This window comes from Mesorhizobium onobrychidis (assembly GCF_024707545.1).
Taxonomy (GTDB): domain Bacteria; phylum Pseudomonadota; class Alphaproteobacteria; order Rhizobiales; family Rhizobiaceae; genus Mesorhizobium; species Mesorhizobium onobrychidis.
On record NZ_CP062229.1, the window covers coordinates 1,053,943 to 1,073,886 of the forward strand.

The 19,944-nt window shown below is 62.9% G+C and carries 20 protein-coding genes and 2 pseudogenes; 19 read left to right on the forward strand and 3 right to left on the reverse strand.

Annotated features, from left to right (window positions below; translation table 11 throughout):
• Positions 1–9: 9 nt before the first annotated feature.
• The 16 genes and pseudogenes from exbD (at position 10) to IHQ72_RS05120 (ending at position 12,953) form a co-directional block, all read left to right on the forward strand.
• Entirely contained in the window at positions 10–468 is a 459-nt protein-coding gene (exbD, locus tag IHQ72_RS05045) for a TonB system transport protein ExbD (protein ID WP_258121463.1), read from the forward strand.
• Complete coding sequence (locus tag IHQ72_RS36855; protein WP_309508763.1) at positions 468–701, forward strand: hypothetical protein; 234 nt, start codon at positions 468–470, stop codon at positions 699–701. Before exbD ends, IHQ72_RS36855 begins: the two co-directional genes overlap by 1 nt.
• 140 nt (positions 702–841) lie before the next feature.
• Positions 842–1,438 (forward strand): TonB family protein, encoded by a 597-nt coding sequence (locus IHQ72_RS36860; protein ID WP_309508764.1) that lies wholly within the window; start codon positions 842–844, stop codon positions 1,436–1,438.
• Between the two features lie 146 nt (positions 1,439–1,584).
• Positions 1,585–1,917 carry an ArsR/SmtB family transcription factor gene (locus IHQ72_RS05055; RefSeq protein ID WP_258121464.1) on the forward strand — a complete coding sequence of 111 codons (333 nt, stop codon included), beginning with the start codon at positions 1,585–1,587 and terminating at the stop codon, positions 1,915–1,917.
• Positions 1,918–1,933: 16 nt separating this feature from the next.
• Positions 1,934–2,440: an arsenate reductase ArsC gene (locus IHQ72_RS05060; protein ID WP_258121465.1), complete on the forward strand. Its 507-nt coding sequence runs from the start codon at positions 1,934–1,936 to the stop codon at positions 2,438–2,440.
• A gap of 4 nt (positions 2,441–2,444) precedes the next feature.
• Positions 2,445–3,134 (forward strand): aquaporin, encoded by a 690-nt coding sequence (locus IHQ72_RS05065; RefSeq protein ID WP_258121466.1) that lies wholly within the window; start codon positions 2,445–2,447, stop codon positions 3,132–3,134.
• The gene (gene arsC, locus IHQ72_RS05070; protein WP_258121467.1) at positions 3,131–3,553 is read left to right on the forward strand and encodes an arsenate reductase (glutaredoxin); all 423 of its coding nucleotides are present in this window, start codon (positions 3,131–3,133) and stop codon (positions 3,551–3,553) included. The genes IHQ72_RS05065 and arsC overlap by 4 nt, the downstream gene beginning before the upstream one ends.
• Before the next feature lie 19 nt (positions 3,554–3,572).
• Entirely contained in the window at positions 3,573–4,274 is a 702-nt protein-coding gene (gene arsH, locus IHQ72_RS05075) for an arsenical resistance protein ArsH (protein WP_441338643.1), read from the forward strand.
• Between the two features lie 75 nt (positions 4,275–4,349).
• On the forward strand, positions 4,350–4,670 hold the full coding sequence (locus tag IHQ72_RS05080) for an ArsR/SmtB family transcription factor (protein ID WP_123148885.1): 321 nt from the start codon (positions 4,350–4,352) through the stop codon (positions 4,668–4,670).
• Positions 4,671–4,720: 50 nt separating this feature from the next.
• Complete coding sequence (locus IHQ72_RS05085) at positions 4,721–6,154, forward strand: NAD(P)-binding domain-containing protein (protein WP_258121468.1); 1,434 nt, start codon at positions 4,721–4,723, stop codon at positions 6,152–6,154.
• Positions 6,151–7,383 carry an arsenite efflux MFS transporter ArsK gene (gene arsK / locus IHQ72_RS05090; RefSeq protein WP_258121469.1) on the forward strand — a complete coding sequence of 411 codons (1,233 nt, stop codon included), beginning with the start codon at positions 6,151–6,153 and terminating at the stop codon, positions 7,381–7,383. Before IHQ72_RS05085 ends, arsK begins: the two co-directional genes overlap by 4 nt.
• Before the next feature lie 106 nt (positions 7,384–7,489).
• On the forward strand, positions 7,490–8,989 hold the full coding sequence (locus IHQ72_RS05095) for a helicase HerA domain-containing protein (protein WP_258121470.1): 1,500 nt from the start codon (positions 7,490–7,492) through the stop codon (positions 8,987–8,989).
• A 492-nt stretch (positions 8,990–9,481) separates the two neighbouring features.
• Positions 9,482–10,612, forward strand: coding sequence for a D-alanyl-D-alanine-carboxypeptidase/endopeptidase AmpH (gene ampH / locus IHQ72_RS05100; protein WP_258121471.1), 1,131 nt, complete (start codon positions 9,482–9,484; stop codon positions 10,610–10,612).
• Positions 10,613–10,948: 336 nt separating this feature from the next.
• Positions 10,949–11,419 (forward strand): annotated as a pseudogene (locus IHQ72_RS05110) (ATP-binding protein); the annotation flags it as partial.
• A 364-nt stretch (positions 11,420–11,783) separates the two neighbouring features.
• Positions 11,784–12,314 (forward strand): flavodoxin domain-containing protein, encoded by a 531-nt coding sequence (locus IHQ72_RS05115; protein ID WP_258121472.1) that lies wholly within the window; start codon positions 11,784–11,786, stop codon positions 12,312–12,314.
• 189 nt (positions 12,315–12,503) lie between these two features.
• Entirely contained in the window at positions 12,504–12,953 is a 450-nt protein-coding gene (locus IHQ72_RS05120; RefSeq protein WP_258121473.1) for a pyridoxamine 5'-phosphate oxidase family protein, read from the forward strand.
• 372 nt (positions 12,954–13,325) lie between these two features.
• On the opposite strand, the gene IHQ72_RS05125 is transcribed toward IHQ72_RS05120, so the two are convergent.
• Positions 13,326–14,708 carry an FAD-binding oxidoreductase gene (locus IHQ72_RS05125; protein ID WP_258121474.1) on the reverse strand — a complete coding sequence of 461 codons (1,383 nt, stop codon included), beginning with the start codon at positions 14,706–14,708 and terminating at the stop codon, positions 13,326–13,328.
• Between the two features lie 220 nt (positions 14,709–14,928).
• On the opposite strand from IHQ72_RS05125, the gene IHQ72_RS05130 reads away from it, so the two are divergent.
• Together IHQ72_RS05130 and IHQ72_RS05135 are read left to right on the forward strand one after the other, a co-directional pair.
• The gene (locus tag IHQ72_RS05130; RefSeq protein ID WP_258121475.1) at positions 14,929–15,936 is read left to right on the forward strand and encodes an AraC family transcriptional regulator; all 1,008 of its coding nucleotides are present in this window, start codon (positions 14,929–14,931) and stop codon (positions 15,934–15,936) included.
• Between the two features lie 166 nt (positions 15,937–16,102).
• Positions 16,103–16,683: pseudogene (locus tag IHQ72_RS05135) on the forward strand (alpha/beta fold hydrolase); the annotation flags it as partial.
• Positions 16,684–17,094: 411 nt separating this feature from the next.
• Here the strand turns inward: IHQ72_RS05135 and IHQ72_RS05140 are convergent.
• Positions 17,095–17,316, reverse strand: a complete 222-nt coding sequence (locus IHQ72_RS05140) for a hypothetical protein (RefSeq protein ID WP_258121476.1) — start codon at positions 17,314–17,316, stop codon at positions 17,095–17,097.
• A gap of 519 nt (positions 17,317–17,835) precedes the next feature.
• Complete coding sequence (locus tag IHQ72_RS05145) at positions 17,836–18,402, reverse strand: NnrU family protein (RefSeq protein ID WP_258121065.1); 567 nt, start codon at positions 18,400–18,402, stop codon at positions 17,836–17,838.
• Positions 18,403–19,369: 967 nt separating this feature from the next.
• On the opposite strand from IHQ72_RS05145, the gene IHQ72_RS05150 reads away from it, so the two are divergent.
• Positions 19,370–19,663 (forward strand): GYD domain-containing protein, encoded by a 294-nt coding sequence (locus IHQ72_RS05150; RefSeq protein ID WP_123146088.1) that lies wholly within the window; start codon positions 19,370–19,372, stop codon positions 19,661–19,663.
• The last annotated feature ends 281 nt before the right edge of the window (positions 19,664–19,944 follow it).

Genomic DNA, 19,944 nt, shown 5'->3' on the forward strand with positions numbered 1-19,944 from the left:
AGCGACGCCATGGCGGCTAGAATTCGAGAGAACATCGACGGCGATCTCGAGGAAAGCCACGAGATCAACGTCACGCCGTTCATCGACGTGATCCTGGTTCTGCTGATCATTTTCATGGTCGCGGCGCCGCTGGCGACGGTGGACGTCAATGTCGACCTGCCGGGCTCGACCGCGACGCCGGCTCCGCGGCCGGAGACGCCGCTGTTCCTGACGCTGAAAGACGATATGAGCCTGGCGATCGGCAACGACAGCGTGCCGCGCGAAGCCTTCGCCGCCACGCTCGTCGGCAGGACAAAAGGCGACAGGCAGACGCGCATCTTCCTGCGCGCCGACAAGGCGGTCGGCTATGGCGAACTTATGGAGGTGATGAACCTTTTGCGGGGCGCCGGTTATCTGAAGATCGCGCTGGTCGGCCTCGAGACCGCGCCTGGCGATGCCGCGGCGCCGCAACTCGGGACGGGCCAATAGTGTCGCCGGCGGCCGCCCTGCCGATGGCCGATCAGCGGCGTTTCGGCGTGCGCGAGATTGCCTGGTGGGCGGGCGCGGCTGCGCTGGTTCTGGTGGCGCATGCCGCGATCGGCTATGCGATGCAGGGCTGGCGTCCGGCCGAGCCCGATGGCGGGCCGCCGCAGGCGCAGGTGATCGAGCTGTCGCCGATGGCGTTCACGCCGGCCGAGCCGGCGCCGATATCGGATGAGTAGCGCCCGATCAGCCGGACCCGGTCGAGGAGCCCGTAGCCGAAACAGAGCCTCCGCCCGAACCGCCCGTCGAGCAGGCAGAGCCGGTTGCCGAGCCGTCGGAAGCCGCTCCGGTCGACACAGTGGAGCCTACCCCACCGACTGTGGCGGAACGCGTCGACCAGCCGCCGCTCGAGGAAGTCGTACCCGACCTTGCCGAGGCCGTCACGCCGGAAGTGGTCATTCCGCTGCCGCAGCCGAAACCGGTCGACGCACCCGTCGAGACCAAGCCAAAGAAGCAGGCAAAGACTGAGGTAAAGGAGCCGGCTGAGGTCAAAGCCAAGGAGCCGGTCGAAGAGGCCAAACAGCGTCCGAAAAAGGAGAAAGCACCGCCCCGGACAGCGGCCAGTGTCGCTGCGACATCCGCCGCCAGGGCGGCGGCACCGAAATCGGCCAAAGCAGCGGCTTCGAGATCCGGTGTGAGCTCGTCCAAGTGGAACTCGCAGTTGCATGCGTGGATCAGGCGACACACGCGTTATCCGAGAGCCGCGAAGGCCCGGCGCGAGGAAGGTAGTCCACGAGTGACCTTTACGGTCGACGGATCCGGCCGCGTTCTATCCGCCCGGCTGGCTCGTTCCTCCGGCTATCCGGATCTCGATCGCGCGGCGCTCGACGCATTACAGGGTGCCAAAGTGCCAGCGCCGCCGCCGGAAAAAGCGGGTACATCTGTTGCGGCGCCTTTCACATTCAAGCTGGACTAGGTCGTTCGGCATGAACTGGCCCGTCTTGGCTGTCAGTCGGTTGCGGACCATTGCAGTTAGCATCCAGCGACGATTTTCGACCAGCCATCGTCATCTGTCTGTCATATGTCCGCCATATACATCCATAATTCCGGATTCTAGGATACATGGATAAGAACACCGCCCTTCTCGCACTGGCAGCGCTTGGCCAGGACACCAGGCTCGAGGTGTTTCGCCTGCTGGTGCGGGCGGGCGCAGATGGTGTTCCCGCCGGCGAGATCGCCGCGCGCCTGGGTACGGTGCAGAACACCATGTCGGCGCATCTGAAGGTTCTCGACCATGCCGGTCTCGTCCGTGCCGAGCGTGACGGCCGGACGATCCGCTACGTCGCCGACATGACCGGTTTTCGCGATCTGCTTGCCTATCTCATGGAGGATTGCTGCAACGGCGCGCCGGAACTCTGCCAGCCGGTCATTCAGGCCGTGACTTGCAACTGTTAGAAGGGAGGACCACCCCATGAATGACCCATACAACGTGCTTTTTCTCTGCACCGGCAATTCGGCACGGTCGATCCTTGCCGAAGCGATCCTCAACCGTGTCGGTGCCGGCAAATTTAGGGGATATTCGGCCGGATCGCACCCGAAGGGAGAAGTCCATCCCTACGCGCTCCAGCTGTTGAAAACCCTCAACCACGACACGTCCTTCGCCCGTTCGAAGGACTGGCAGGAATTCGCGGCTCCCGGCGCCCCCGAGATGAATTTCGTTTTCACCGTCTGCGACAACGCGGCCAATGAATCCTGTCCGGTCTGGCCGGGACAGCCGATGACGGCGCAGTGGGGCGTGCCCGACCCGGCCGCCGTGGACGGCACGGACGCCGAAAAGCATCTGGCATTTGCCGAAGCCTACCGCATGCTCAACAACCGGATCTCGATCTTCGTCAGCCTGCCGATGAACACGATCGACAAGCTCGCCCTGCAGAAACGGCTGGACGAAATCGGCCGCGATCTTCCGAAAGCCGGCTAAGGCCATGGCGGCCGACCTGTCCCGTCGCATCGTCGCCGAAGCGCTCGGCACGGCAATGCTCGTCGCGACGGTCGTCGGGTCCGGCATCATGGCGGATCGTCTGACGGACGACGTGGGTCTCTCCTTGCTCGGCAACACGCTGCCGACCGGAGCGATTTTGGTGGTGCTGATCACCATACTCGGACCGATTTCCGGGGCGCATTTCAATCCGGCGGTGACGCTGGTTTTTGCCCTCAGGCGGGAAATCGAAGCGAACGCTGCACTGGCCTACGTCATCGCCCAGGTTGTCGGCGGCGTCGCCGGAACGCTGCTGGCGCACGCCATGTTCGAACTGCCGATTCTCCAGATCTCGCAAACCGTGCGGACCGGAAACGGACAATGGATTGCGGAGTTGGTGGCCGCCTTCGGCCTGGTCTTCACCATTCTTGCCGGTCTTCGCTTCCGTTCGGACGCCATTCCATGGCTGGTCGGCCTCTACATCACCGCGGCCTATTGGTTCACGGCTTCGACCTCGTTTGCCAATCCGGCAGTCGCCGTCGCCCGCGCTCTTTCCAACACCTTCGCGGGCATCCGGCCGATAGACCTGCCGGCGTTCATCGTCGCCGAGCTGCTGGGCGCGCTGCTTGCCATGGCCTTGGCAGGATGGCTGCTCAGTGAGCCCAGACCAGTCAGACAGATGAGAGCAGCGAAATGACCATCACCATCTATCACAATCCCGACTGCGGCACCTCGCGCAACACGCTCGCCATCATCCGGCAGTCCGGCGAAGAGCCTGATGTGATCGAGTATCTGAAAAACCCGCCGTCGCGCGAACGGCTGGTCGAGCTGATCAAGGCGATGGGGATGACACCGCGCGAATTGCTGCGCGAGAAGGGTACGCCGTACGCCGAACTCAATCTCGGCGACCCCAAATGGACCGACGACGAGATCGTCGATTTCATGCTGGCGCATCCGGTCCTGATCAACCGGCCGATTGTCGTCACACCGCTCGGCACCATGCTTGCACGGCCGTCCGAAGCGGTTCTCGATATCCTGCCCAATCCGGATATCGGTCCGTTCACCAAAGAAGACGGCGAAGTCGTCATCGACGCGCAGGGCAAGCGCGTTGCCTGACCGGGCGCCCGAAGATTCTTTGCCGAACGTGGACGAAGAGCAGTTCCGGCCGATCGACCTACAGGCGCTGTTGGACGTGCCGCGGTCGATCCATAAGCCTCGCGTGCTGATGCTCTACGGCTCGTTGCGCGAGCGGTCGTACTCCCGGCTCGCAACGGAGGAGGCCGCTCGCATTTTGCATCGCCTGGGCGCCGAGGTGCGCATCTACAATCCCTCTGGCCTGCCGCTGCCGGATTCGACATCGGCCGACCATCCCAAAGTCCAGGAGCTGCGAAACCTGTCGATCTGGTCGGAAGCACAGGTCTGGTGCTCGCCCGAGCGGCATGGCTCGATGACCGGAGTCATGAAGGCGCAGATCGACTGGCTGCCACTCTCGGCTGGCGGCGTCAGGACGACGCAAGGCCGTACGCTCGCGGTGATGCAGGTGTCGGGCGGCTCGCAGAGTTTCAACGCGGTCAACCAGCTTCGTATCCTCGGCCGCTGGATGCGGATGGTTACGATCCCCAACCAGTCGTCGGTGGCGAAGGCTTTCAACGAGTTCGACGAGGCCGGCCGCATGAAGCGGTCGCCGTACTATAACAGGATCGTCGACGTGATGGAGGAACTGATGAAGTTCACGCTGCTCCTGCGCGATCGGTCCGCCTATCTCACGGACCGTTATTCCGAGCGCGTCGAAAGCGCCGAAGAGGTTGCCAAGCGGGTCAATCAGCGGTCGATTTGAGGCGGGTGCGTCGGCTAATTCGAGAATTTTCGAAATAGTATTGACGCGGCGTTGTCTCGGCGCTACTTTATTTCCATGAAACTCGAACAAGCAGCAAAACAGCTCGAGGCGCTCGGCAATCCGACGCGGCTCAATCTTTATCGCACGCTGGTGAGGGCAGGTGAGGCCGGGCGACCGGTCGGTTATCTGCAGGAAGCCCTCGGCATCGCTGCGTCGACCCTGTCGCATCATCTCCACCGGCTTATCCTGACCGGCCTGGTGACCCAGGAACGCCAGGCAACGACGCTGATCTGCCGTGCCAATTACCCTGTGATGAACGATCTCCTTGGCTTTCTTGCCGACGAATGTTGTGCCGATGCCGCATGCGGCCCGGCTGTCGGCGAGGCGGCTGCGTAACTCTTTTTTGACCAGTATTTCTATAGTCCTAGAAACATAGAAGGTGTGCCATGGTTTCTGAAAACGATCTCCCGGTCGTCATCATCGGTGGCGGACCTGTCGGCCTGGCGGCCGCCGCCCAACTTGTCAGCCGCGGCCTTCCGGTCAAGGTCTACGAGGCCGGATCCGCGGTCGGCTCCAACCTTCTGGATTGGGGCCACGTGCGGGTTTTTACGCCGTGGCGCTATTGTGTCGATGCGGTCGCCCGAAAACTTCTCGAGAGCCACGGCTGGCAGATGCCGAAGCCGGAGGCATTCCCCACCGCCGATGAGATCGTCGACCAATATCTCGCGCCGCTCGCAAAGCTTTCCGAACTGGCGCCGTCGATCGAGACCAATGCCCGCATTGTCGCCATTTCCCGATGGGGAGCCGACAAGGTCTTGAGCAAGGCGCGGGAGACGCGGCCGTTCATGCTTCTGGTCGAAACGGCGAAAGGCACGCGCCGGGACAGCGCCCGTGCCGTGATCGATGCGTCCGGCACCTGGCAGACGCCGAACCCGCTTGGCGCGGGCGGCTTGCCGGCCGAAGGCGAGAGGGAATTTGGAGACCGCATCGCCTACGGCATACCGGATGTCCTCGGACGCGACCGTCATCTCTATGCAGGCCGCACGACATTGGTGGTGGGCGCCGGCCATTCCGCCGCCAATGCCTTGCTGGAATTGGCGGAGCTCGCGGAAACCGAGCCGGGCACTTCGGCACTATGGGTGACGCGCAGCACCGACCTTGTCCGCATCTATGGCGGCGGCGATGCCGACGCCCTGCCGGCGCGGGGCGAGCTTGGTTCGGATGTCCGGCAGCTTGCCGAGAGCGGACGCGTGCGGCTGGTGACGGGCTTTGCCACGGTTGCCATTCGCGAGGTCGACGGCCGGCTGGTGGTCGAAGGCCAGACCAAGGACGGATTGCGCACGCTCGAACCCGTCGACAGGATCATCGCCGCGACGGGGCAGCGCCCCGATCTCGCCTTGACCCGGGAGCTTCGGCTGGACCTCGATCCGTGGCTCGAAGGCGTCAAGGCGCTCGGGCCGCTCATCGACCCCAATGAACATTCCTGCGGCGATGTCCCGCCGCATGGTCATCGCGAGCTCAGCCACCCCGAGCCCGATTTCTACACGGTCGGCGTCAAAAGCTATGGCCGGGCGCCGACGTTTCTGCTGCTGACCGGCTATGAGCAGGTCCGCTCGGTCGCCGCGGCGATCGCCGGCGACATGGCTGCCGCCGATGCCGTGCAGCTGGTGCTGCCCGAGACCGGCGTTTGCACGGTGCCGGTATCACTTTCAGGCGCGTCGTCACAGGGTTGCTGCGGCGGGCCGGCGCCGGCTGCTGTCGATGCCTGCTGTGTCGACGACGCCAAGGCAAAGGCGAGCGGCAAGTCTGGGTGCGGCTGCGGCAGCACGCAAGCGATCGCAGCAGTGCGCAGCGACGATCTCGAGATCGCCGCTCAATGAGCGACCGGAAAATCCCGGCTGCCGCACTCTGGGCGTTGGGGCTGACGCAGATCATCGGCTACGGCACGCTCTATTACAGTTTTAGCATCCTGGTGCCGTCGATCGCGCTCGAGTTCGCCTGGCCGGAACAATGGGTTTTTGGCGCGTTGTCGGCGTCGCTGGTGGCGGGTGGGCTGTTTGCTCCAACAGCCGGGCGCTGGGCCGATCGTTTCGGCGCCGGCCGGGTGATGACCTTTGGTTCGCTTGCTGCCGCAGCAGCGCTTGTCGCTTGCGCGGCAGCACCCGGCCGGGCGACCTTCGTGCTGGCCCTGATGGCGATGGAGCTGGCGTCCGCCTTCGTGCTCTACAGTGCCGCTTTCGTCGCGATCGTCCAGATCGGCGGAGCCAGGGCGCAGCGCAGCATCACCCATCTGACGCTGATCGCCGGCTTCGCCTCCACCCTGTTCTGGCCGCTGACGGCCGCGCTGCACGAATATCTGACCTGGCGCGAGGTCTATTTGGTCTTTGCCGGCATCAATGTCGCCATCTGCCTGCCCATCCATGCCTGGCTGGCGCGGCTGTCGCGTCGGATAGACGAAAGCGCGTCACCGACACCTGCTGACATCGGCTCGGCAGGCGGTCCGGTTGCCTTCACGCCACGCTACCGCAGCAGAGTGTTTCTGCTCATGCTTGGCGGCTTCGCGGTCGAGGGTTTCGTGCTGTCCTCGATCCTCGTTCACATGGTGCCGCTGACGACGGCGCTCGGGCTTGGCTCCGCCGGGCTCGTCGTAACCACGCTTTTCGGGCCCTCCCAGGTGGCAAGCCGGTTGATCAACATGCTGTTCGGCGGCCGGCTGGCACAGACCTGGCTCGCGGTGATCGGCGCGACATTGCTGCCGCTCGGCCTTGTCGCCCTGCTGGCGACAACACCATCGGTGTCCGGCGCCATCGCCTTCGTCATCCTGTTTGGATTGGGCTCGGGCCTCGCCAGCATCGTCGGCGGCACGCTGCCCCTGGAATTGTTCGGACGGGAGCGCTACGGCGCACGGCTCGGCTGGGTGACGGCCGCGCGGCAGTTCTCGTCAGCGCTTGCACCGTTTGCCCTTGCCATGGCGATGGCAGGCATGGGCGTCCAACCGTCGCTCTGGTTGACCGCTGCGGTCGGCATGCTCGGCATACTGGCTTTCTCGGCAATCATCCTGATCAGGCGGCAGCCCCTTGCACCCGTGATGCTTACGTCTGCGAACTGACGCTGCGCGCAGCGACCAGCTGTGCGCAACACCGAGCCGCCGGCCATGGGCGCTCGACGGGCTGTGATGCGGTTGATAAGCCCTCTCCTCAAGGAGAGCTGAGACAATGACCGTTGCGATCGAGATGGGCCACACCACCGCAGGCGCCCCGGCGGCGCTGGATCTTGAGGAGCTGCTGGCGACCCGCCTTTTGGTGCAGGGCAATTCCGGCTCCGGCAAATCCCATCTGCTGCGCCGGCTGCTGGAGCAGAGTGCGCCGTGGGTGCAGCAGACCATCATCGACCCCGAAGGCGACTTCGTGGCGCTGGGCGACCGTTTCGGCCATTTGGTGATCGATGCCGAGGAGCATACCGAGCGCGGCCTGCAGAGCGCCGGCGAGCGCGCGCGCATCCACCGCGTCTCCACGGTGCTCAATCTCGAAGGGCTCGACGCCGAGAACCAGATGCGGCGCGCCGCCGCCTTCCTCGGCGGGCTGTTCGAGGTCGCCCGCGACCACTGGTACCCGATGCTGGTGGTGGTGGATGAGGCGCAGCTGTTCGCGCCGGCAGTGGCGGGCGAGGTTTCGGACGAGGCGCGCAAGCTCTCGCTCGGCGCCATGACCAATTTGATGTGCCGTGGCCGCAAACGCGGGCTGGCCGGGATCATCGCCACCCAGCGGCTGGCCAAGCTCGCCAAGAACGTCGCCGCCGAGGCTTCCAATTTCCTCATGGGCCGGACCTTTCTCGATATCGACATGGCGCGCGCCGCCGACCTTCTCGGCATGGAGCGGCGCCAGGCGGAGGCTTTTCGCGATCTGGAGCGCGGGCAATTCATGGCGCTCGGACCGGCGCTGTCGCGCCGTCCGCTCGGCTTGCGCATCGGCCCGACCGATACAAGTCCGCGCAACGGCACCCCGCGCCTGGTGCCGCTGCCGGAAGCAGCGCTGGAGGACGCCCGCGCCATCATCCTGGCAGCGCCGCCGCCGGAAACTGTCCGGCCGCAGCGCCGGTCGTCGCCGGACCTTCTCGATCAGCTGATGGCGGCGAAATCGGCGGCGCTGGAAATCCGCCCCGAAGCGGTGGAGCCGCTGATCAGCGCCGAGGACCTGGCCGAGCGGCGTGAGCGCGTCGACCGTGTCCTGCGCGCCGTGCTGGCGCAGCCCGACGCGGGCTTCCGTGTCATCGGCGTGCTCTATCAGGAGTTCGTGGTCCGCTGCCGCATCGAAGGCCTCGCCTCGGTCGTGCCGGATCTGCCCGAGTTCCGCCGCATGCTGACGCGCGCCCGCGCCGGCCTCGGCTCCGACATGGCCGGGGATGACGCCTGGCAGGACGTCTCGGCGCGCGCCTCGCTGCTGCCCGAGGATATGCAAGGCGTGTTCATGATGATCGCCCGCGCGGCGAAGGAGGGCTGGCCCTGCCCGAGCGACGCAGCGATCGCCCGCGCCTATGGCTCACACTCGCTGCGCCGCGCCCGGCGTCTGCTGACCTATATCGAGGAGCAGGGGCTGATCGTCTGCCAGCTTGACGGTCTCGGCCGGCGGGTCGTGACGCTCGTCGAATTGGCCTGGGCGACGGCACCGGGCGACCCCAACGCCGAGGAGGTGGAGCAGGGGAGTTTGGCTGTGTGAGGCGGCGGCCGAACGCGCTAGGGGAATGCCACGCTTCAAGGCGATGTTTGGCCAAGCGGCAGGTTCAGCGGCGAGTCTTTTTTTGCGCAGATAGGGCCTCGCTGGCCCGCCACAGCTCTTCTGCCCGGTCTTCATCATACGACGACGAATTGGCGCGACGCAGATCCGCCTATTGTAAGTTGTTCGATGCTACAGCACTCCTCCTGCCGACGGCGCTTTACATATCTTCTAAATTACCCGCGGGTCGGTTTGCTAATGAAGAGATCAGCCCCGATCAACTGACGAAGGACAAGAAATACGGAAGGACTGTAGCGCAAATATCCGCCGAAACTACGCTACCGCCGCCGATTACCCCCTTCGGTTCATTCTGTTGACATCTCCTGCTTCTGGAGAGATGGTAAGATACTACGCGGCGGCCCTTTTTCCGAAGATTTTATTCTTCAGCTTTATCAGAGGATTTTGGCAATGCGTTTGTCTCGATCGCGCCGACTTATGGCCATCGCTTTGACGGCAATCGCAGCCGTCACCCTTCCCTCTTATGGACATGCCGAGGACAAGCTGCTGACGGAACCGGTGCAGTTCAACGGTACGATCCTGTATCTCTCCACCAAGGTGCCTGGCCTGATCTTCGGCGCCGTGCGCAACGGCGAGACGGCCTTGGCCGGCTTCGGCGAGATTGCCGACGGGAGTGAAAAAGTGCCCGACGGCGACACAATGTTCCGCATCGCGTCCGTGAGCAAAGTGTTCTGCGGCAGTGTGCTTTCCTCGCTGGCGATCGACGGCAAGGTACAGCTCACCGACCGGCTGCAGGATCGCCTTGGCTGGGACGTCACGCTCCCGGAGAAGGATGGCCGCGCCCTCCGCCTGGTCGATCTCGTCGCGCAAGCTTCCGGCCTTCCGCGGGAGGTGCCGGTGGCCGAGGCGCCCCCCTCCGACCCCTTCTCTACGAACACCAAAGAGGCGCAGATTGCCGCCCTCAGGGACAATCCGCTGCTCTTCGCGCCGGGCACCGCCGTTCTCTATTCGAACTTCGGATACGACCTCCTCGGAGCGGCGCTCGCGAATGTCTCGGGAAAGCCCTATGCCGAGGTCCTGCGGGAGCGTGTCCTCGATCCCCTCGGCATGAAAGACACGGTTTTCAATCCAAGGCCGGAGGACGAGCCGCGCCTGATGCAGGGCCATAACTTCGACGGCAGCCCCATGCCCATCGTGCCGACGAGCACAGCCATGGAGTGCGCCGGTGGATTGTACTCGACTGCGAACGACCTGCTGCGCTGGATGAACTGGCATGTCGACAACAAGCCTTCCGCGGCCGACGCCGAGTTCCGCCTCGTGAACCACGCGGCTTTTTTGTACCGGGACGGGCTCGCGTCGGTGGTGGGGCTGGATGACGGCGGCCCGATGGACGCCATGGGCCTCGGATGGGTCATCATGCTCCCCAACGAGCATCGCCCGCTCATCCTCCAGAAGAGCGGCGGCCTGCAAGGGATGTTTCTCTATGTTGCGATTGCACCGACACGCGGCGTCGGCGCTTTCTTCGTCATGAACGAATTCAATGCCGCCGGCTTCATGGCTGGGGTCAAGACGACGAACGATCTCGTCGCAGAGATCGCTCCACGCTGATTTCCACGCTGATCGGGGGGACGTGCGCGATGATTTAATGCTGTGGAGGGGCCTGACGGACGGCATGTTTCGCGGCAAGGCAAGCGCGACATCGGCTATTTCCGGCCGACCGCTTAGCTATCCCTCCTGAGGACGACCTTTGCCGGCGCCCGACCCGCTTCACCGTTGCTCACGGCCTGCTCAAGCGGCGGCCAAGGTTCTGTCTCTCGCTTCTTTGGCATCCCGACCAGGCGTCCGGCCGAACAGACGACCATATTCCCGGGTGAACTGCGACACGCTTTCGTAGCCGACCGCGAATGCCGCGCTGCTCGCAGTCCCGACAGCATCAGCCGCCTCCTGGCGCACCCCGATGCGGGATTCCGGGTCATCGGCGTGCTCTATCAGGAGTTTGTGGTCCGCTGCCGCATCGAAGGCCTCGCCTCGGTCGTGCCGGATCTGCCCGAGTTCCGCCGCATGCTGACGCGCGCCCGCGCCGGCCTCGGCTCCGACATGGCTGGCGATGACGCCTGGCAGGACGTCTCGGCGCGCGCCTCGCTGCTGCCCGAGGATATGCAAGGTGTGTTCATGATGATCGCCCGCGCGGCGAAGGAGGGCTGCCCGAGCGACGCGGCGATCGCCCGCGTCTACGGCTCACATTCGCTGCGCCGCGCCCGGCGCCTGCTGACCTATATCGAGGAGCAAGGCCTCATCGTCTGCCAGCTCGACGGGACCGGCCGGCGCACCGTGACGCTGGTCGAACTGGCCTGGGCGGCGGCACCGGGGGATCCCAACTCGGAGGAGGCGGAGCAGGGGAGTGCGGTGATGTAAGGTGGGTGGAGGGTGCGCACGAAGGAGAGCCCGTCATCAAGCTGCGGTTATAGTCAATGGCAGATACAGCGGCCATGCCTGCTACGCGCCATAAGTGTCACTTCGCGGATGTACCCCCAAAGGTCCGTTCATCAACAAACTGCGGACGTTTGCGAACGCGGTTCCATTACGCACAACAGCCCGCCATTCGACATGAGGAGTACATAAGAACCCGCTTCCACTCAAGTCGCAGCGAAAGTGGTTCGTGGAGCCTGTTCTATGAGCTATAATGCGGTGAATTGCTGTTGCGAAGTATTGAGTACATGCTGGGCTGGCTCGTATCGATCGTCCTTATGAATGTCTCTTCCGTTGTCGGAGGGACATCGTGAACGTCCTGATTGTCTATGGAACGACCGAGGGGCAGACGCGGAAAATTGCCGCATGGACGGCAACGCATATTCGCGAGCGCGGGCACCAAGTCGAGCTGCAAGATAGCGCAGCGCTCGCATCCGATTTGAAGCTCGGACCTTTCGACGCGTTCGTCATTGCCGCGTCGGTCCACCAGGAGCACCACCAGGAAATCGTCACGAACTTCGTGTTTGCCCATCACGAACTGCTGAACACTAAGCCTTCAGCCCTCATATCCGTCAGTCTGTCGGCGGCGCTGGAAGACCAAAAGACGGAAGCGCAAAACTACGTGGATCGCTTCGTGTCCGTGACAGGGTGGCAACCACGCATGACCCTCCTTCTCGGGGGTGCTTTGCGCTTCACCAAGTACGATTACTTCCAGGAGCAGTTCGTCAAGTTCGTCGTCATGAAAGGCAGCGGCGATCCGAGCCCCGAGCGCGATCACGAATTCACTGACTGGAACGCCCTCGCCGACTTCGCTGATCGATTTCTTGAGACGGCCGGCTAAACAACGAGGTGCCTCAGTCCGGCGCAGCTTGCATCGGCACACTTTCGCCGTCTTTGCCGGCGTGGCGCGTGGAACATGACGTATAGCAGCCCCCCGCGAGCGATCGCGAATCCAGTGGAAGCAAAAAGTCCGCTTCAGCGGCATCGAGATGCACAGAGCGAAGCTCGCTCTTTCACCAGGGAGAGTCCCGTGATCATCAGTGAGATGACCGCTCAAGAATGCAGGATGCACCTGGCCGCGAGCAGGGTCGGGCGCCTCGCTTGCGTAAGAGACGGGACGCCGTACGTCGTGCCAATCAGCTTCGTTTACGAGGACGGCCACATCTACAGCTTCTCCCTGATTGGTCACAAGGTCTGGGCTATGCGGGGACGTCCTCAGGTTTGCTTCGAAGTTGACGAGATTCGCAACCCTCGCAGCTGGTGGAGTGTCATTGCCTTCGGTCGCTACGAAGAACTCTCCGAAGCGGGCCCCCGGCAGAATGAGCGCGACCATGCATGGTCGCTGTTGCAAAAAGCGCGCCCCAACTGGTGGGAACCTGGCAGCGAGACACCTCACTCCGAGGACAAGGTGGCCAGTCCGCCTCACCTCTTCTTCCGCATCAACATCGAGAAGATCACTGGCCGTCGTGCCCTCGTCTGACCGGCCCCGTCTAGTTATGATCGCGCAGGCACGAGGCCGGCGAGAAGATCGCGGCGCACATTGCCGAACCATTGCGCGCGGTAGGCGGACAGGGATTTCATGAAGTTCCAGAAGCAAAAAACGCCGCCTGCGACCCGATTGCGACGTAGAACGCTCCTTGGCTGTACAAATCGAGCAGATGCGCCGACCGGCTTGGTCGCGCCAGTTCCTGACATTAGCATTAAGTACACCAAGCGATGCGATCCGGGCGCGGCCGACAATCGCGCCTGCAGGCCAGCAGCGTCCTGGCCAGCCTCATCGTACCGGCCCGAGCCTTCGTTGGCCCTCAGCCGGTACGGGACAGCACGTGCCGGTCTGACGAGCGGCCGCCCGTCAGGCAGCTGGCCGGATGTTTTGGTTCACCCGGAAGAGGTTGGTCGGGTCGTATTTCTTCTTCAGCGTAGCCAGGCGCTGGTAGTTGTCGCCATAGGCCGCCTTGAGTCTTGCATCGCCCTCGTCATCCATCATGAAGTTCGGGTAGGCGCCACCCAGATCGAACGGATGCACCGCCTCCCAATAAGCCTTGGTCCAGCGCGTGACCGGCCCCGCTTTCTGCGGGTTCGGATCGATCCCTGCGATGACCATCGACCAGGTCGCATCGCGGCAATTCCAGGCTGTCTCCTCTTTGCCGATGCGTTGGACGGCGCCATCGATTGGATAGAGATGCATGAGCGATAGCTCGCTCGGCGTCTTCGCCGCCTGCTCGAGATGGGCGTCAATCGCCGCGTCAGACAGTGTCTTGACGAAATCGCCCCGCCAATACCACTGCATCCCCTTCGGGTAGAGCCCATCGAACATGCTCTGCACGGCGGGATAGGGCATCATTCCCATCCAATTGAACCAAGGCGCGGGGAGCGCATCGAGGAGCGGGGCCAGCGCCTCTCTGCCCTTTTCCTCCGGACCGTCATAGCAACACATCAGGAGACACATCCGCTTTCCCCAATACTCTTCCGGGAACGGCGCGCTCGATAGGATCGTCTTGAGCCCGAGGAAGATCCCGAGTTCCTCGGGCGCGCGCGGCAGGAACTCGCGATAACGCTGCATGATGGTGCGGGCGTGGTCCTGATCCCATGCGATCGGCCCCGCAAAGACCATGCTGACAGGGTGAAGCTGGAACACAAAACTGGTGACGACACCGAAATTGCCGCCACCGCCGCGAAGCGCCCAGAACAGGTTGGAGTTCCGTTCCTTGCTGGCGGTGACGAAGCTTCCGTCGGCAAGCACGACATCGGCCTCGATCAGATTGTCGCTGGTCAGACCGTATTTGCGCGTCAGATAGCCGTGGCCGCCACTCAGCGTCAGTCCCGCGATCCCGGTGGTCGAGATGATGCCCGCTGGTACGGCCAGCCCAAAGGCATGAGTGGCGTGGTCGACGTCGCCCTGAGTGCAGCCCGCGCCTACCCGCGCCGTACGGGCATCCGGATCGACGCGCACGCCGTTCATCGCCGACAGGTCGATCACCAGTCCGTCGTCGCAGCTCCCTAATCCCGGTCCGTTATGGCCGCCGCCACGTATCGCAAGCAGCAACTTGTTGTCGCGGCCGAAATTCACCGCTGTGATCACGTCGGCGACGTCGACACAGCCGGCGATGATCAGCGGCCGCTTGTCGATCATGCCGTTGTAGAGCTTGCGGGCCTCGTCATAGCTGGCGTCGCCGGTGCGGATGACTTCGCCCCGCAGGCTTGCTGCGAATTTGGTGATGTCTTCGTCGTTCATGATATTCCTCCCTACCGAACCTGTCGGCCGGTCGATGAACGCTAGCCCCATCCCGTGCTCGCGAAAATGTCACATCGTCCAATTCTATTGCCCGATCGTTCAGAGTGGGATCACGCATATGCGCGCTTGCTCATATGGCCATATTGCTGGATAGTTGGAGATGCCTGGCCGAAAAACTCGTCAACAAGGGAGTAGTCGATCGTTTCCGGAGGTGTAGTGCATGGATGTTCTTTCCGATGTGCTCCGAGCCGTTCGCCTCACCGGTGCGATCTATTTCGACGTCGACGCCAGTTCGCCCTGGGTCGGTGAGTCGCCGGGCACGGCCGAGATTGCCGCCGCCGTCATGCCAGAGGCAGAGCACATCATTTCTTTTCATGCCGTGATCTCGGGCTCGTGCTGGGCCGCGCTGGGAGACGACTCCGTGCCCCCAGTGCTCGTGAACGCCGGTGATGTCGTTGTGTTCCCCGGTGGTGTTCCGAATGTCTTGAGCTCCTCGCCCGGGGCACGGGGCAAACCCAACATGGCAATGTATTATCGGCCGATAGACGAGCACCTGCCATTCGCGGTGATTCATGGTGGTGGGGGAGACGAGCGGACCCGGTTTATTTGCGGGTACCTTGGCTGCGATGCGCGTCCCTTCAATCCCCTCCTCGCCGCGTTGCCGGCCATCCTATGCGCTCGCAAGCCCGCCGATGGAAGCAACTGGGTTATTGACCTCTTTCGGCAGGCGCTGGCAGAGGGTGGCAGCGGGCGGGCGGGCGGTGAAACGATCCTCGCCAAGCTGAGCGAGCTGATGTTTGTCGAGATCATCCGCCGTCATCTCGACACCCTCCCCGACGATTCGCGCGGGTGGCTGTCAGGCCTGCGGGATCCACACGTTGGCGAGGCGCTCCGGCTCATTCACGCACGCCCCAGGGAGGAATGGACATTGGAACGACTCGCCCGCGAAGTGGGGCTCTCGCGCACTGCATTTGCGAGCCGCTTTACCCACTATGTCGAGGTCTCGCCGATGCACTATCTTGCTCGGTGGCGTCTGCAGCTAGCGGGACGCCTGCTCGAACGGCCCAATGTGAGCATCGCGCAAGCGGGTGCTGAGGTCGGCTATGAGTCGGAGGCTGCCTTCAATCGCGCCTTCAAAAAGTTCGTCGGCATTCCACCTGGTACCTGGCGCAAGGGACGTGCGGCGTTGCCGGAGGCCCAAAGGTTGCCCCCTATCGTCGTCCAATAGCAAAAAATGGCACAGGCGTTCACGCTTCAGTTTGCGTGCCGCGCGTCCGCCCCAGAGCTCGAAAGTCCGCTCCTGGCGCGACCGCGACCTCCAGAAGGGTCGTCAACAATGTCCGCTTCCAGGCGGTGGCAAAGCTGCCCTCAACGGCCGAGATCGGCGCAAAGCTATCGATCGCGCCGATCTCGTCACCCACGACATCGGCAACATGGTGGGCTACGCCTTCGCCATCCAGCATCCGCAGCGGACAACGCGCTTTATTCTCATCGACGCTCCGGTGCCGGGGGTTGGGCCGTGGGAAGAGATTCTGAAGAACCCGCTGTTGTGGCACTTCCGTTTCGGCGGACCCGACATGGAACGCCTCGTCCGCCGGTCGCGAGCGCATTTATCTCGATCGCTTCTGGAACGAGTTTTCCGCCACCCCGAGCCGCTTCACCGAGGCCCTCGCGCGTGCACTACGCCAAGCTGTACGCCCTGCCTGGCGCGATGCATGCCGGTTTCGCGCAATTCGCGGCATTCGATCAGGATGCGCTCGACAACAAGGAGTTCATCGCCACCAAGGGCAAGCTCGCCATGCCGGTGCTGGCAATCGGTGGAGAGAAGTCGTTTGGGCCGATGATGGCGACCGTCATGCGCTTTGCCGCCAGCGACGTGACTGAAGGGCTGGTTCCCGACTCCGGCCACTGGATCATGGAAGAGAATCCAAAGGCGACGATCGTCATCGTCCGCGACTTCCTCAATTCCAAGTGACCTCAACCCGACCTTTGGAAGAAGCTTGCCCGTCGGTCCGCTATCCCGCGTCCGATGATTCCACAGCTCAGGTGCTACCCAATCCCATTGTTTAGCTGTCTAGCACCGGCTTTGTTATGCGGATCTGAGCCTCATGGTCGGCTCATGGACGCTTAGCAGACGAGCAACTCAACCGGGGCGAACTACCGCTCATAACGCTTCTTGCTATTCCGATGGACGGGCCGAACTGGAGGTTTTCACCCCTTCTCTTCTGCGACATTCCCTCCGCCGCTGGCATTGCACTTTTCTTCCGAGCGCTACACGTTTGGCCGCGTCACAAGCCGACGTTCACATGTGGCCGAAAAAAATCAAAAATTATCGAGCGTTCTGCTCGCCAGCACCGAGCCGGACCGTCCGATCGGCGTTACACTCCTACCAATCGGTCATCATGCGGGACAGCCGAAGGCGGGTGACGAGCGTGGCGAGTTCCGCCTGGCGGTGCGTGTTGGTCTTGGCGAATACCGCTCTGAGCTGGGTGCGCGCGGTTTCGCGGCCGATGCCGAGAGCAATTGCCGCCGCATTGATACCATCCCCCGACGCGAGGCGAGCGGCCAGCCTGGCCTCGGCTGCCGTCAAGCCGAATGCAGCGCTCAAGAGCAATGCATCCGGGCGCGCCAGAGACCTCAGGTCGGTCAGCAGGAGGACGGCGCAGCCGGCCGTGAACAGATCGCTGCCGGTTGCTGGAGCAGGGCATATCCGTCGGACAGGCCTCAACGCGCTGTGGCTTCGGCTCGGAAGAGACCATGAGACGCGGTTTCTTGCCCACGCTCGGGACAAACCCTACCGCGAGCGTTCTAATTCCGTAGCTGCCCCAGCAGCGGGCGGACCCACCTCGGCGAGAGAAGCGACGGAGGACATCTGAGCCATCCCGGGGACGCATTCGCTCCAGTAATTGTATCCCGTACCGCTCGTGTTTGCAGCGTCGCGCGCGGTTGGCAAAGCAACGCGCGATCCGAGCCGAATTACCGCAATGTTGCTGGCTGGAGCCGTCTATGGATCAAAATTCTGATGTGCCGACCTTTGTTTCCCTGTGGCGTCTGCGAGGCGCTCGATCCGCGGCAACTGGTGGGATTCCCCAGGACATCCTCGAAGGCGCGCCGTCGCTGCGGACGTTCAAGCGAAGGGCGAGACTCCGAACAGCCAGCCGTGCAGCCAGAGCCCGAACAATGCGAAAGCCACCAAGCCGATGCCCACAGCAATCAGGTTGCTACGCGGTCGCACGACCGCGGGTGCCGGATCGCCGCGTGGAATGACGGCAATGAGATCGACAATCGCGTAAACCAGAAATGCTCCGAAGACTAGGAGCGAGGCAAGGTCGCCATTGGCCAGGAGGTGGCCGATGGCCCAAAGGATGATGCCCACCAGCATCGGGTGCTTCAGCCGATGCTTGATTGAACCCGTGGGCAAGTAAGCGGCTGCCAGAAAGACGAATGCGGCGAGCACCAACACCGACGCGACATGGCGGCCCCAAGAGGGCGGCTCGTAGATCTCAGGCGCATTGGGCCGATAAAGACTCCAGCCCCAGACGATCAGCACGAAGCCGATGATCGATAGGAGCGAATAAAGTCCCTTCCAGCGCCGCTCGTTTGTGGCGATTTGCTCATCACGAAAGCTGCCGGCGGCGATCCGAACAGAATGGATTCCGAAGAAGATCACGAGGCCGAAAACCAGTACTAGCATAACACCTCCGAGGTTCGGCGCGTCGGCGGGAAGGAAGGCTTGCTTACGCTCTCGCTCGAGTTGCCGGCTGCATATGCGCAAAACGGATCCTGCGAACGAGATGGTCAGAGTAATATATCAGGGACCCGCAATCTTGGAATGGGCAAAGCTGCCGATTGGCACGGCACCGCACGTTTGACACCTGCCAGTCGCCGCCTTCGCGCGGCACCACTCGGCCGTCGGTCTTCAAAGTCTCGCTCTTGGCGTTGATTCGGCTGTGCGCCACCTTTCGGGTCCTTCGCCCAATACGGGATCAGACCCCACCGCGCCGACACAAACATGGTCGTACCGCGCACCAACTCATCGACAACGATCATCGGATATGTCAGCCGGGGTGCGCCGTTCTAGACCGGAAACTGGTTCGACAGCCGGTCGACCTTGTCCGGATCAGCGAAGGAAAACTTCGCCACCATCTCTGCGATAGAGCGCTTTACATGAACCCGTCCACACATCGGGCGAAGATTGTTGCCCGAAAATCGAGACTCGAGCTTCTGGACTCAGGACAGCGACAGACACCGCTATGACAATCGTTCTGGCTGGTGGCGAAAGCGTGCTGTAAGTCTTGTCCTCCAAGTGGCCGTCGATCTCAGCTACAGTCCCTCGACGGTCTTCCTACACTTGGGCCGGCTGCGAGGAGTTGGACGACGTCGCAGGGATGGCTTCGCCGAACTGCTGGACCACGGCTCGATCGAGATCACATTCGCATCACAATGGCGACGAGGCCATCCTCCAGGCCAAACGTGATCCTTCTTCAACGGCCTGCTAGGGCCTTCCGCCCACTGTTCCCGAGCCAAGGCGTCATAAGGGAGCCATTCTTGCAATCGGCCTTAGCAATGGGACGCAGTTCGCGTGACGTGCTATGCTTTGAGGCGGGAGATACGGCGGTCGCCGAAGCGCCCGCACGCCTCCCTGTCTATGGGAGGATAATATGGCTTACTATGTGCTGCTCACCAACTTCACGGATCAGGGGGCAAAGACAGTCAAGGACACCGTAAAGCGCGCTGAAGCATTCAAGGAGATGGCGGCCAAAAGCGGGGTCAAAGTGCATTCGCTTTACTGGACGCTCGGTCAGCACGACGTGGTCGCGATTACCGAAGCCGACGATGATATTGCCGCGACCGCGCTCAGCTTATCAATAGCTTCGCTCGGCAACGTCCGAACGCAGACCCTAAGGGCGTTCGACGCCAACGATATGGCAAAGGTCATTGCCAAGATGGGCTGAAAAAAGAAGCGACAATAAAGATCGCGCCGACCGTTGGCGCAGGCAAACGGCCGACGCGACCGCGCCGATCCACAGTTCCGGGTTTGGGTCGTCGAACAGGGTCGACGCGAAATCGAGGCCGTTTGGTTCCGATGCAATGCCCGAGTTGGACGAAATAGCCCCCCGACGCGAAACGCGCCAGCAATCTTGCGTTGGACTATAACAACCCCGCAACGAGTGCGGCGACAAAGGCGACTATGTGAAAACCCCCGTCGCAGCACGTCCAATTCCAGCGGCCAAGA